Source organism: Roseivivax sediminis, from assembly GCF_900112685.1.
GTDB classification, from domain to species: domain Bacteria; phylum Pseudomonadota; class Alphaproteobacteria; order Rhodobacterales; family Rhodobacteraceae; genus Roseivivax; species Roseivivax sediminis.
This window is the reverse complement of sequence record NZ_FOMS01000003.1, coordinates 191524-204233: the sequence shown is the minus strand read 5'-3', so window position 1 is coordinate 204233 and position 12710 is coordinate 191524. Positions and strand designations below refer to the sequence as shown.

Here is a 12710-nt window from a genome sequence, read left to right as displayed (position 1 = left end):
CGCCCCTCGCGCTCCCCGAAAGTACTTGCAACGAGAAAAAGGGCAGCGTCGGGAACCTGCGCATGCGCCCTCCCCGGCTCAGGACAGCCGGCTGATCACCACGGTCACTTCGGGCTTCTTGCCGATCTCGTCCTGCGCGCCGTTGCGAATCGCGCGGCGCAGCGTCTCTTCGAGCTTGTCGTCGTCTGCCAGCGTCTTCTTGCCCGCCCGCGCGACCACCGCAGCAAGTTCCTCTTCCAGGACCTCCACGAGCGGCTGGCGCGAGCGCCCGGTCTCGGGCAGGCCCATCAGGTCGACCCAGGGATCGCCGAGCGCCTCGTCGTCCTCGTCAACGACCAGCGTCACCGTCGCGTGCCCGTTCAGCGCCATGCGGATCCGGTCGCGCACAACGCCGTCGAGCGCGCCCACCTTCACCGACCCGTCAAGATAAGTGCGCCCGGTCTCGACGTAGTCAACCACCTTCGGCGCGTTGCCCGACAGTTCCACCATCGTGCCGTTCACCGCCAGAACGCCCTGCAGGCCGCGCCGCTCTGCCAGCTTGACATGCTCGCGCAGGTGCCGGTGTTCGCCGTGCATCGGCACCACGATCTGCGGCTTGACGATGTCGTGCATCGCCTCGAGGTCCGGCCGGTTGGCGTGGCCCGAGACGTGATAGCGCCCGGCATTGTCATCCACGACGTCCACGCCCTTCTCGGAGAGCTGGTTCATGATCCGGATCACGCCCTTTTCATTCCCCGGAATGGTCTTGGAGGAGAAAAGGAAGAGATCGCCCTCCTTCAGTTCCATCCCGTGATGCTTGCCACGCGCGAGCTGCGCCGACGCGGCGCGCCGCTCGCCCTGGCTGCCGGTCACGATCAGCATGAGGTTCTCGCGCGGGATCTGGCCCGCCTCCTCCACCGGCACGGTCGACGGGAAACCGCGCAGAACGCCTGTCTCCACTGCCGCCTCGATCATCCGGCGCATCGCGCGCCCCATCAGAACGATGGAGCGGCCGGCCTTCTCGCCCGCCTCCGCCAGAGTCTTGAGTCGCGCCACGTTGGACGCGAAGGTCGTCGCGACGACCATGCCACGCGCCTCGGAGAGAAGCCGCTCGATCTCCGGGCCGACGGTCGCCTCGGACCGGCCCTCGTGGGTCGAGAAGACGTTGGTCGAATCGCAGATCAGCGCCTTCACGCCGGGTTTGGCGACCTCTTCCCAAGCGGCGCGCTCGAAGGGTTCGCCCACCACCGGCGTCAGGTCGATCTTGAAGTCGCCGGTATGGATCAGCCGCTCCTCGGGTATGTCGATCACCAGCGCGGAGCTTTCGGGGATCGAGTGCGAGATCGGCAGGAAACTCACCCCGAAGGCGCCGGCCTTCACCGTCTCGGGCCAGGGCGAAGCGGTCAGCACCGTCTCCGGCTTCAGGCCCTGCTCCTCGAACTTGCGCCGGGCGATGTTGGCGGTGAAGGCGCGCGCGTAGACCGGCGCGCCCAGCCGTTCCCAGAAATGCGCGACGGCACCGACATGGTCCTCGTGCGCGTGGGTGACGAAGATGGCTTTCAGTCGATCGCGCCGCTCCGCCAGCCAGGCGATGTCGGGGAAGATCAGGTCCACGCCGGGCGTGCCGTCCATATCCGGGAAGGTCACGCCAAGATCGACGAGGATCAGCTCCTCCTCACCGGGCTTGCCGTAGCCGTACACGTAGGCGTTCATGCCAATTTCGCCCGCCCCGCCGAGGGGCAGGTAGATGATGCGGTTTTCGTTCATTTGGTCGTTGTTCTCTTTATGTCGTGTTGTGTCGGTAGATGACGGTCAGCCCGTGCATCGTCAGATCGTCCTTGAAGTCGTCGAAGAGCTCCTCGGATTGCTGGAAGAGCGGCGCCAGCCCGCCGGTCGAGATGATTTTCATGGGCCGTTCCCGTTCGGCCTTTATCCGTGCGCAGATCTCGCGGATGAGACCCACATATCCCCAGAAGATCCCCGACTGCATGCAGGCCACCGTATTGGTGCCCACCACGGCCTGGGGTCTTGAAATGTCCACATGCGGCAATGCCGCGGCGGCCTCGTGCAGCGCCTGGAGCGACAGGTTCACCCCGGGCGCGATCACTCCGCCGACATAGGCGCCGTCATGATCGACCACATCGAAGGTGGTCGCGGTACCGAAGTCGACGACGATCAGGTCGCCTCCGTAGAGATCGTAGCCCGCCACGGTATTTACAAGGCGGTCGGAGCCCACCTGCGTGCCGGCATCGACGCGCACGTCCACGGGCAGCGGGCAGTCGGGCTTGCCGACGACCAGCGGACGGGTCCCGAAATACCGGTCTGCGAGAACCCGCAGGTTGAAGACCACGCGCGGCACCGTCGAGGAGATGATGACATCGGTGATGTCCGCATCGATTCCCGTCAGGTTCAACAGCGTCGACAGCCAGACGTAATACTGGTCGGCAGTGCGCTGATGCTCCGTGGCCGTACGCCAGGTCGCTATGAACTCTGTCCCGTCCCAGATCGAGAAGACGGTGTTGGTGTTGCCGCAGTCGATGGCAAGGAGCATGGCCGGCCCCGCTTTCAGAAGAACACGTCGGCCGCGGCGATCGCGACGCGGCCCTTGGAGGTCAGAATCACGAGATTGCCGGAGGGATCTACCGTCTCGAAGGTGCCTGTGGTCTCGGACGTGCCGGTGCGCGCGGTGATGCTCTGCCCGAGACGGGCAGCTCCGGCCAACCAGGCCTCGCGTACAGGGGCGAAACCGTAGGTTCGGAAATCGGCCTCGCGCCGCGCATAGGCCGCGGCGAGATGATCGAGAAACACCTCCGGCGCCACCGCCGCCCCAGTCTCGGACGCCAGCGACACCGGAGCGAGCGCGCCCTCTTCCACCTCGCCAGGCGCGGGCGTCTCGACAAGATTCACCCCGAAGCCGATCGCCAGCACACGGCCGCCCTGATGCGTCTCCAGAAGGATGCCCGCGACCTTGCCGCCGTTCAGCAGCACGTCGTTCGGCCATTTCAACGCGAAGGGCTCGGCCCGCCCGGTCACCGCGACGAAGGTGTCGAAGAGTGCCAGAGCGGCAACGAAACTGCGCAGCGCCACGACCGGCGCGGCACCGTTCACGGGCATCGCAAGCGTCGCGCCGAAATTGCCCTCCGGCATGCGCCAGGTGCGGCCGCGGCGCCCCCTAGCCGCCTGCTGCCGCTCTGCGAGGATCCATTCGGGACCGGCCAGCACTGCCGACCGGCGCGCCGCCTCCGCCATCGTGCTATCGACACTCGCGAGCACGCGCCTTTCATGGCCGGGCGGCCAGGTCATCGCGCCGCGCCCCTGCTTCTTCTCGTCGAAAGTACTTCCGCCGGAGGCCGGCCGAACGCTGGCCACCCGGCGCCGCCCTCACTCCTGGGCGACTCGGCGCTCAGTTGACCAACGCCGCCGCCGCCGCGGCCGCTGCGCCCTCGATCCCGAACAGGTTGATGACCCCCGCGACCATGATCAGCGCCGACAGCGCCATCATGCCCCAGAGCACGCCGGACCGGTTGGCGTCTAGCCGGTCGTCCCGCTCCGCCCCGAAATACATCAGGTAGACGATGCGCAGATAGTAGAACGCGCCGATCACCGAGGCGATGCCGCCCAGGATCGCGAGCCAGAACAGATCCGCGTCGACCGCGGCGCGGAAGACGCCGAACTTGCCGAAGAACCCCAGAAACGGCGGCACGCCAGCGAGGCTGAACAGAAGCACCAGCATCGCCAGCGCGCGGCCTCCGTCGCTCTTCGACAGAAGGCTCAGAGAGGCGATGTCGGTCACTGGCTGGCCGTCGCGTTCCATGGACAGGATGAAAGCGAAGGTGCCGACATTCATGGTCACGTAGATCGCCATGTAGATCAGCATCGCCTCCACGCCGAGCGCGGTGCCCGCGGCCAGGCCCATCAGCGCAAAGCCCATATGCGCGATCGAGGAATACGCCATCAGCCGCTTGATGTTGGTTTGACCGATCGCGGCGATCCCGCCGAGCATCATCGACAGCACCGACAGAAGCGCGATGATCTGCTGCCAGTCGCTCACCACACCGCCGAAGGCGTCGTGCAGCACGCGCGCGAAAAGCGCCATGGCCGCAATCTTGGGCGCGGTGGCGAAGAAGGCGGTGATCGGCGTCGGCGCCCCTTCGTAGACGTCCGGCGTCCACATGTGGAACGGCACGGCGGAGATCTTGAAGGCCAGACCCGCCGTCACGAACACCAACCCGAACAGCAGCCCGAGCGGCGCCTGCCCCTCGCCGGCCGCCTGCACGATCCCCGAGAAGAGCGTCGTGCCTGCGTAGCCGTAGGTCAGCGACGCCCCGTAGAGCAAAAGGCCGGAACTGAGCGCGCCCAGCACGAAGTACTTAAGTCCCGCCTCGGTCGACCGGACGCTGTCGCGCCGCAGGGATGCGACGACGTAGAGCGCCAGAGATTGCAGTTCGAGCCCCATGTAGAGCGCGATGAGATCGCCTGCGGAGACCATCATCATCATGCCCACCGCAGCAAGCGCCACGAGCACCGGGTATTCGAAGCGCAGAAGCCCCCGCCGCGCCATGTAGTCCTGGCTCATCGCCAGCACCGCGGCGGCGGAGACGAGGATCATCACCTTGGAGAAGCGCGCGAAGGTGTCCGACACGAACATGCCGTCGAACGCCTCCCGTGTGCCCGGCCCGCGGGTCGCGATCCAGACACCGAGCGCAACCATAAGCGCCGAGGTCGCCCAGACCAGCGGTTTGGCCAGCGCGTCCTTGCCCGAATAGACCGCGCCCACCAGCGCGCCCATCGCGAACAGCGACAGCACGATCTCGGGCAGGATGAGGCTGAGGTCGGCAGAAAGCATGGGTCAGGTCCTCAGTGTTCTTCGGCAGCGGCCACCTGCGGACCGCCGAGGTCCGCCGCAGCGACGCGGGAATCGTAGGTTTCGACCAGCGCCTCGACCGAGGGGCCGATGCGATCGAGGATCGGCGCGGGGTACACCCCCATCCAGATCGTCATGAAAACGAGCGGGGCAAAGATCGCCTTCTCTCGACGGGTCATGTCGGTGATGGACCGCAGTGCCTCCTTTACGAGATCGCCCATCACCACCCGGCGGTAGAGCCAGAGCGCATAGGCCGCCGACAGGATCACGCCCGTCGTCGCGAAGAGCGCGACCCAGGTGTTGACCTGGAAGACCCCCATCAGCGTCAGAAATTCGCCGATGAAGCCAGAGGTGCCCGGCAGGCCGACATTGGCCATGGTGAAGAACATGAAGATCATCGCGTAGGCCGGCATCCGGTTCACCAGACCGCCATAGGCGTCGATCTCGCGCGTGTGCATCCGGTCGTAGATCACCCCGACGCAGAGAAAGAGCGCGCCGGAAATGAAGCCGTGGCTGATCATCTGGAAGATCGCGCCATCCACGCCCTGCTGGTTGGCCGCGAAGATGCCCATGGTGACGTAGCCCATATGCGCGACCGAGGAATAGGCGATCAGCTTCTTCATGTCCTCCTGCACCAGCGCCACGAGCGAGGTGTAGACGATGGCGATCACCGACAGCCACAGAATGAGCGGGCCGATCACCTCGGATCCGACGGGGAACATCGGCAGATTGAATCGCAGGAAGCCGTAGCCGCCGAGCTTCAGCAGGATCGAGGCCAGCACCACCGAACCCGCCGTCGGCGCCTGCACGTGCGCGTCGGGCAGCCAGGTGTGCACCGGCCACATCGGCATCTTCACCGCGAAGGAGGCGAAGAAGGCGAGGAACAGCATCGTCTGCAGGCCGCCCACGACGGTGATGCCGAGGACGCTGAAGCTGCCATGCGCGAATTCGTGGTTCAGCAACGTCGGGATGTCCGTCGTGCCGGCATCCGCGTACATCGCGACCATCGCCACCAGCATCAGGATCGACCCGAGGAAGGTGTAAAGGAAGAACTTGAACGCCGCGTAGATGCGGTTCTTGCCGCCCCAGATACCGATGATAAGGAACATCGGGATCAGGCCACCCTCGAAGAAGAGGTAGAAGAGCACCAGGTCGAGCGCCATGAAGACACCCAGCATCAGCGTCTCGAGCACCAGGAACGCGATCATGTATTCCTTCACGCGCTCCTTCACTTCCCAGCTCGCCGCGATGACGAGCGGCATGATGAACGTGGTCAGCAGCACGAACAGGACCGAGATCCCGTCGACGCCCATCTTGTAGTTCAGACCGAGCAGCCACTCGCCCTCCTCGATCATCTGGAAGTCGGGGTTCGAGGCGTCGAACTGCGCAAGGATGAAGAGCGAGATCAGGAAGGTCGCCGTGGTCGCGATCAGCGCCAGCCACTTGGCGTTGCGGTCCGCGGCCGCATCCCCGCCCTTGAGAAAAACGCCGAGGATCAGCGCCGCAAGGGCCGGAAGGAAGGTGGTGATGGAAAGCAGGTTGTCCATTACTGGCCCCCTCCCGAAAGCGTCATCCAGGTGATGAGGACCGCGATCCCGATCACCATCGCGAAGGCGTAGGTGAAGATGTAGCCCGATTGCGCCCGGCCAGCGAGGCGGGTGAAGAACGGCACGATCCCCATGGAGACGCCATTGATCGTTCCGTCGATCACGTCACCGTCGCCGCGGCGCCAGAAGATCCGACCGACCGACTTCGCCGGCTGCACGAAGAGGAAGTCGTAGATCTCGTCGAAATACCACTTGTTGAGCAGGAAGAGGTACAATGGACGCTGGCTCTCGGCCAGCCGAGCGGGCAGCGCCGGGTTGACGATGTAGAACAGGTACGCGGTCCCGAACCCGATCAGCATGGCGATGAAGGGCGAGACCTTGACCCAGACCGGCGCGTGGTGCGCCTCGTCCATGACGTGGTTGTCGGGATGCATGTAGATCGCCCCGGCGCCCGGCGCGGGATCAAGCGCGGCATGCTCCTCGGCTCCGGCCGGAGCCTCATCGCCATGGCCATCGGCCGCCGCCTCTTGGCCCTGCCCGGCTTCCTCGCCGTGGCCCTCGGAGGCCTCCGCGTGGGAATCCGGGATGCCGAAGAAGCGGTTCACCTGGGAATGATCCCCGAAGAACGAGCCGTACCAGATCATGCCCGCGAAGACCGCGCCTAGCGCCAGCACGCCGAGCGGCGCCACCATCACGGTCGGCGACTCGTGCGCGTGGTCATGGGTGTGCTTGTCGCCCCGGGGCGTGCCGAAGAAGGTCAGAAACATCAGCCGCCAAGAGTAGAACGAGGTGAACAGAGCCGCGATCACGAGCATCCAGAAGGCGTAGCCGCCCGCCGTGCCGGCCCAGGCGCTCTCGATCACCGCGTCCTTAGACAGGAAGCCCGCGAAACCGATATGGGTGAGCGGGATGCCGACGCCGGTGATCGCCAGCGTACCGATCATCATCGCCCAGAACGTGTAGGGCATCTTGTGACGCAGCCCGCCATAGTTCCGCATGTCCTGCTCGTGGTGCATGCCGTGGATGACCGAGCCGGCACCGAGGAACAGCATCGCCTTGAAGAAGGCGTGTGTGAACAGGTGGAACATGGCGACGGAATAGACGCCTACGCCCGCGGCCACGAACATGTAGCCGAGCTGCGAGCAGGTCGAATATGCGATCACGCGCTTGATGTCGTTCTGCACGAGGCCGACCGTCGCCGCGAAGAACGCCGTGGTCGCGCCCAGGAAGGTCACGAAGGTCAGCGCCTCGGGCGCGAATTCCATCAGCGGCGACATCCGGCAGACGAGGAACACGCCCGCCGTCACCATCGTCGCGGCGTGGATCAGCGCCGAGACCGGTGTCGGGCCCTCCATCGCGTCCGGCAGCCACGTGTGCAGGATCAGCTGCGCCGACTTGCCCATGGCGCCGATGAACAGCAGCACCGCGATCAGGTTGGCGGCGTTCACCTCTGCCCACAGGAAGCTGACCTGGGTCTCGGCCAGTTCCGGCGCGGCGGCGAAGATGTCGTCGAAACGCACCGAGTCGACCAGGAAGAACAGCGCGAAGATCCCCAGCGCGAGGCCGAAATCGCCGACACGGTTGACGATGAACGCCTTCATCGCCGCGGCGTTCGCCGACGGCTTGCGGTAGTAGAAACCGATCAGCAGGTAGGACGCGACGCCCACGCCTTCCCAGCCGAAGAAGAGTTGCACGAGGTTGTCGGACGTCACCAGCATCAGCATCGCGAAGGTGAAGAACGACAGGTAGGCGAAGAAGCGCGGCTTGTAGCTTTCCTCGCCCTCCCGGAAGTTCTCGTCATGCGCCATGTAGCCAAAGCTGTAGAGGTGCACGAGCGCGGAGACCGTCGTCACCACGATGAGCATGATCGAGGTCAGCCGGTCGAGCCGGATCGACCAGTCGGTCGACAGCGTGCCCGATTCGATCCAGCGCATCACCTGGATGTGCTGCGCGTCGGGGCCATGGCTGAAGAACACGATCCACGAGAAGAAGCAGGCCACGAAGAGCAGGCCCGTGGTGATCCACTGGGCGCCGCGGATGCCCGTCAGCTTCCAGAAGAAGCCCGCGATGATGGCGCCCACCAGGGGGGCGAAGAGGATGATGCTCTCCATGCGTTCAGCCTTTCATCACGTTGACGTCTTCCACGGCGATAGTGCCGCGGTTCCGGAAGAAGCAGACCAGGATGGCAAGACCGATCGCCGCCTCGGCCGCGGCAACCGTCAGCACGAAGAGTGTGAAGACCTGCCCGACCAGATCGCCGAGGAACGAAGAGAACGCGACGAGGTTGATGTTCACCGCAAGCAGCATCAGCTCGATCGACATGAGCAGGATGATCACGTTCTTGCGGTTGAGGAAAAGCCCGAAGATGCCGATGACGAACAGCGCCGCCGCCACCGTGAGGTAATGTTCCAGTCCGATCATCGTCGTCCCTCGTCCGTCTTTCTGGGTTGCGGGGACGGTGCCGCGCGGCGGCCCCCGGCGTTCCTGGCAGCGGCTTAGCCGCCCGAGTCTCGGTTTGCAACGCGCCCGTCGCGATTGGTCGCCCTGGCGATGCCGGCCGTCGGTGATGCCCTCATCCCGGATGTCCCCCCTGGCGCGCCCGGCGCGGTCGTCAGACGCTCACGTAGCCGCCGATCACCAGGATCAGCACCACAACGACGACGATAATCAACATGTTGCGCGACATTGGTCAGGTCCTCGAAGGGTTCATGTGAATATTCCGGCGAGGCCGAAGCCGATCGCCGATACGGTCGGAACGAGCGCCGGCGCCCAGGAGCGCAGCCCTGAGCGCCGCCCGATCATGCCGGCGGCCGGGACGAATGATGCAAGCGCGACCGCGGTCCAACTCTGCCAGGGCATCAGAGGCCCTGCCCCGGCTTGACGTCGCGCAGCTCCATCGCGGTCTTCGGATCGCGGTACATCTGCGCCAGCACATCCTGCCGCTTCACGTCCGAGCGGTGGCGCAGCGTCAGCACGATCGCCCCGATCATCGCCACCAGCAGGATCAGGCCCGCCAGCTGGAACAGCAGGAAGTAGCGGTCGTAGAGGATGAGCCCGAGCGCCTCGGTATTGTGCCGGCCCTCGGGGATCGGCTGCGCGGCCAGCCCCTCGGCCATCTCGGAGGTCTCCCAAGCGCCGTACGCCACCGCGAACTGCATCAGGATGATGACGCCGATCAATAGCGCCAGCGGCATGAAGCGTGCCATCTCCGCCTTAAGCTCCGCGAAATCGACGTCGAGCATCATCACCACGAAGAGGAACAGAACCGCGACCGCGCCGACATAGACGATGATCAGCAGCATCGCGACGAATTCCGCGCCCAGAAGCACGAACAGGCCCGCCGCCGAAAGGAAGGCGAGGATCAGCCAGAGGACCGAATGCACCGGGTGGCGGCTGATCACGGTGAAGAGACCGCCGGCCAGGCAGCTCACCGCGAAGAGGTAGAAGGCAAACGCGCTCATGTGTCCTCGTCCTTCGTGTCGTCGTTCATCACCTCGCGCGCGAGCTCCATCGCGCGGGTCATCGCGGGGATGCCGGCGAACATCGACATCTGCGCGATGGTCTCGGCGATCTCGTCCTTCGTCGCGCCCGCCTCCAGAAGGTGCCGCACATTCATGCGCACCTGTGTGTCCGCCTGCGCGCCTTGCATCGTCAGCCCCGCCAGCGTCAAGAGAAGCCGGGTCTTGGCGTCGAGCCCGTCCTTCGAGATGCCCTTGCCGAACCACATCTCCATGGCGTCCTTGGGCATCGTCGGCCACATCTTCTCGAAGCCGCGCGGATCGAAGCTCTCGAGTGCGGGATTGAACGCCCGGGCCATCTCCTGTGCCTGCTCCATGAAGAGCTCGAACGGCGTCTTGGAGGTCATTGCGGGTTATCCTCCCCGATCTCGTCCATCATCGCGGCCAGTTCGTCCTCCTCGGTCGCGACGGTGGCACCGGCGAGCATGGTCAGAAGAACCGACAGGCCGTCGATCTTCTGATGCGCGATATCGAGGCTGTCGTGCATGTCGGACACCTCTTCGCGCAGCAGCCTGATCTCGGCCATCAGTTCCTTCAGGACCCCGTCGCTCATCTGTAAGGCGCGTCGATCTCGAGGTTGCGGGCGATTTCCGCCTCCCAGCGCTCTCCGTTCTCCAGTAGCTTCTCCTTGTCGTAGAACAGCTCTTCCCGGGTCTCGGCGGAAAACTCGAAATTCGGGCCCTCGACGATGGCATCGACCGGACACGCCTCCTGGCAGAACCCGCAATAGATGCACTTGGTCATGTCGATGTCGTAGCGCGTCGTCCGGCGGGAGCCGTCCTCGCGCGGTTCGGCGTCGATGGTGATCGCCTGCGCCGGGCAGATCGCCTCGCAGAGCTTGCAGGCGATGCAGCGCTCTTCGCCGTTGGGATAGCGACGCAGCGCGTGTTCGCCGCGAAAGCGCGGGCTCAGCGGCCCCTTCTCGTGCGGGTAGTTCAGCGTGGCCTTCGGCTTGAAGAAGTACTTCAGACCCAGACTCAGCCCCTTCCACACATCCTGAAGTAGGAAGTATTTCGCGGCGCGGGTGTAATCCATGGTCGCCATTATTCAGCGTCCTCCGGTTTGCCTTGCGCTTCGGCGGCGTGTACGCGCGCCTCGGCCCCGGCGACGCCGATCTTCGGGTCACCGTGGTGATCGTGTTCGCCGTCCCCCGCGCCGTTCGCCACGGCCGGGGTGCCCCGGCGGCCCAACTGCGCGCCGGCGGCCCAGCGGAAGATCGCCGCAGCGATCTCGTTCTGCTGCGGCAGCATCTCGCCGCTCTCGTCCATGTCCGGCAGGCCGCAATCGCGGACAACGAAATCCGCCAGCTCGATCATGTCCAAGTATTTAGCGTCGAGAATCGCGGATTTCAGTTCGCTCATGTCACGCTCCTGCCCAGCGGGCGAAGATGCCCCAGAACCAGCCGAACTTGGCGGCGAAGGCGACGAAGACGACCCAGACCAGACTGAAGGGCAGGAAGACCTTCCAGCCGATGCGCATCAGCTGGTCGTAGCGGAAGCGCGGTGTGACGGCCTTCACCATCGCGAAGAGGAAGAAGAAGAACGCCATCTTCCCGACCATCCACAGCGCGCCGTCCGGCAGGCCCGGGATCGGTGACAGCCAGCCGCCGAAGAACAGCAGCGAGGTCAGCGCGCACATCAGGAACATGGCGATGTATTCACCGGCCATGAACAGCAGGAACGGCGTCGAGGAATATTCCACCTGGTAGCCGGCCACGAGCTCCGATTCGGCCTCGGGCAGGTCAAAGGGCGGGCGGTTCGTTTCGGCCAGCGCGGAGATGAAGAACAGGAAAACCATCGGGAAGTGCGGCAGCCAGTACCAGCCGAGGAAGTGCCAGCCCGTGTCCTGCGCCGCGACGATGTTTCCGAAGTTCATCGACCCGGTGGAGATGATCACCCCGATAATAATCAGGCCCAGCGACACCTCGTAGGAGATCATCTGCGCCGCCGAGCGCAGCGAGCCGAGGAACGGATACTTGGAGTTGGACGCCCAGCCCCCCATGATCACGCCGTAAACCTCCAGAGAGGAAACCGCGAAGACGTAGAGGATGGCGACGTTGATGTCCGACAGCACCCAGGTCTCGTTGAAGGGGATCACCGCCCAGGCGATCATTGCCAGCACGAAGGACGTCATCGGCGCCATGATGAAGACCGTACGGTCCGCGCCGGCGGGCACGACGACTTCCTTGAAGACGTATTTCGCCGCATCGGCAATGGTTTGCAGCAGGCCGAACACGCCCACGACGTTCGGGCCGCGCCGCAGCTGCACCGCCGCCCAGATCTTGCGATCGCCGTAGACGAGGAACAGCAGCGACAGCATCACGAAGGTGACCATGGCGAGAACCTGCATGGTCACGATCAGCGCGGTGCCGCCGGCAGTGGACAGAAAGTCAGACATGAAGGTCCCTCACACCGTCGGTATTCCGTTCTCCGCGCAGTTGAACACGGTGACCTCGGCGTCGATCGTCTTCAGGCCGCGCGGAAGGGCTGGCGAAATGGTGTAAACCGCATCTGCGCGCCATAAGCCACCCTCTTCGTCCACATTTGTGCGCAAATGCCGCGCAAAACCGTAGCCGCGGATCAATGCGTACTGCGCGGCGGCGCATTCGGCGTAGTCCGCGACGTCGAGCCCGTCGCGCGCGCCGCGCATCGCCACCATGAATTGCACCAGATCGCCGTCGAGGAGGCGCGTCTCGACCCCCTCGTAGCTAGGATCGAAAGGTTGCGCCTCGCGCGGTTTGGGATCGTCGGCCGCGCAGGCGACCACCGGCAGCGCCAGAAGAATGCGCAATGCGCGCATTCT

Annotated in this window: 14 protein-coding genes; all 14 read right to left on the bottom strand. The window is 64.9% G+C overall.

Going from position 1 to position 12710, the window contains the following annotated elements; genetic code table 11:
• Positions 1 to 78 precede the first annotated feature (78 nt).
• The 14 genes from F3H57_RS06605 to F3H57_RS06540 all read right to left on the bottom strand — a co-directional run bounded on the left by F3H57_RS06605 (position 79) and on the right by F3H57_RS06540 (position 12707).
• Positions 79 to 1746: a ribonuclease J gene (locus F3H57_RS06605; protein WP_149755099.1), complete on the bottom strand. Its 1668-nt coding sequence runs from the start codon at positions 1744 to 1746 to the stop codon at positions 79 to 81.
• A gap of 16 nt (positions 1747 to 1762) precedes the next feature.
• Positions 1763 to 2530 carry a type III pantothenate kinase gene (locus F3H57_RS06600; protein WP_149755098.1) on the bottom strand — a complete coding sequence of 256 codons (768 nt, stop codon included), beginning with the start codon at positions 2528 to 2530 and terminating at the stop codon, positions 1763 to 1765.
• A 14-nt stretch (positions 2531 to 2544) separates the two neighbouring features.
• Positions 2545 to 3282 (bottom strand): biotin--[acetyl-CoA-carboxylase] ligase, encoded by a 738-nt coding sequence (locus F3H57_RS06595; RefSeq protein WP_149755097.1) that lies wholly within the window; start codon positions 3280 to 3282, stop codon positions 2545 to 2547.
• Positions 3283 to 3382: 100 nt separating this feature from the next.
• A complete protein-coding gene (gene nuoN, locus F3H57_RS06590; protein WP_149755096.1) occupies positions 3383 to 4825 on the bottom strand; it encodes an NADH-quinone oxidoreductase subunit NuoN in 1443 nt (480 codons plus the stop codon).
• An 11-nt stretch (positions 4826 to 4836) separates the two neighbouring features.
• The gene (locus F3H57_RS06585) at positions 4837 to 6390 is read right to left on the bottom strand and encodes an NADH-quinone oxidoreductase subunit M (RefSeq protein ID WP_149755095.1); all 1554 of its coding nucleotides are present in this window, start codon (positions 6388 to 6390) and stop codon (positions 4837 to 4839) included.
• Positions 6390 to 8501 (bottom strand): NADH-quinone oxidoreductase subunit L, encoded by a 2112-nt coding sequence (gene nuoL / locus F3H57_RS06580; RefSeq protein WP_149755094.1) that lies wholly within the window; start codon positions 8499 to 8501, stop codon positions 6390 to 6392. The genes F3H57_RS06585 and nuoL overlap by 1 nt, the downstream gene beginning before the upstream one ends.
• 4 nt (positions 8502 to 8505) lie before the next feature.
• Positions 8506 to 8811 carry an NADH-quinone oxidoreductase subunit NuoK gene (gene nuoK, locus F3H57_RS06575; RefSeq protein ID WP_076446015.1) on the bottom strand — a complete coding sequence of 102 codons (306 nt, stop codon included), beginning with the start codon at positions 8809 to 8811 and terminating at the stop codon, positions 8506 to 8508.
• Positions 8812 to 9248: 437 nt separating this feature from the next.
• Complete coding sequence (locus F3H57_RS06570) at positions 9249 to 9851, bottom strand: NADH-quinone oxidoreductase subunit J (RefSeq protein ID WP_149755093.1); 603 nt, start codon at positions 9849 to 9851, stop codon at positions 9249 to 9251.
• Positions 9848 to 10255 carry a carboxymuconolactone decarboxylase family protein gene (locus tag F3H57_RS06565; protein WP_149755092.1) on the bottom strand — a complete coding sequence of 136 codons (408 nt, stop codon included), beginning with the start codon at positions 10253 to 10255 and terminating at the stop codon, positions 9848 to 9850. The genes F3H57_RS06570 and F3H57_RS06565 overlap by 4 nt, the downstream gene beginning before the upstream one ends.
• Positions 10252 to 10461 (bottom strand): hypothetical protein, encoded by a 210-nt coding sequence (locus tag F3H57_RS06560; RefSeq protein ID WP_149755091.1) that lies wholly within the window; start codon positions 10459 to 10461, stop codon positions 10252 to 10254. Before F3H57_RS06560 ends, F3H57_RS06565 begins: the two co-directional genes overlap by 4 nt.
• Entirely contained in the window at positions 10458 to 10952 is a 495-nt protein-coding gene (nuoI, locus tag F3H57_RS06555) for an NADH-quinone oxidoreductase subunit NuoI (RefSeq protein WP_149755090.1), read from the bottom strand. The genes F3H57_RS06560 and nuoI overlap by 4 nt, the downstream gene beginning before the upstream one ends.
• A complete protein-coding gene (locus tag F3H57_RS06550; RefSeq protein WP_149755089.1) occupies positions 10952 to 11269 on the bottom strand; it encodes a hypothetical protein in 318 nt (105 codons plus the stop codon). The genes nuoI and F3H57_RS06550 overlap by 1 nt, the downstream gene beginning before the upstream one ends.
• A 1-nt stretch (position 11270) precedes the next feature.
• Positions 11271 to 12305: an NADH-quinone oxidoreductase subunit NuoH gene (gene nuoH, locus F3H57_RS06545; protein ID WP_149755088.1), complete on the bottom strand. Its 1035-nt coding sequence runs from the start codon at positions 12303 to 12305 to the stop codon at positions 11271 to 11273.
• Positions 12306 to 12314: 9 nt separating this feature from the next.
• Positions 12315 to 12707, bottom strand: a complete 393-nt coding sequence (locus F3H57_RS06540; protein ID WP_149755087.1) for a hypothetical protein — start codon at positions 12705 to 12707, stop codon at positions 12315 to 12317.
• Between the last annotated feature and the right edge of the window lie 3 nt (positions 12708 to 12710).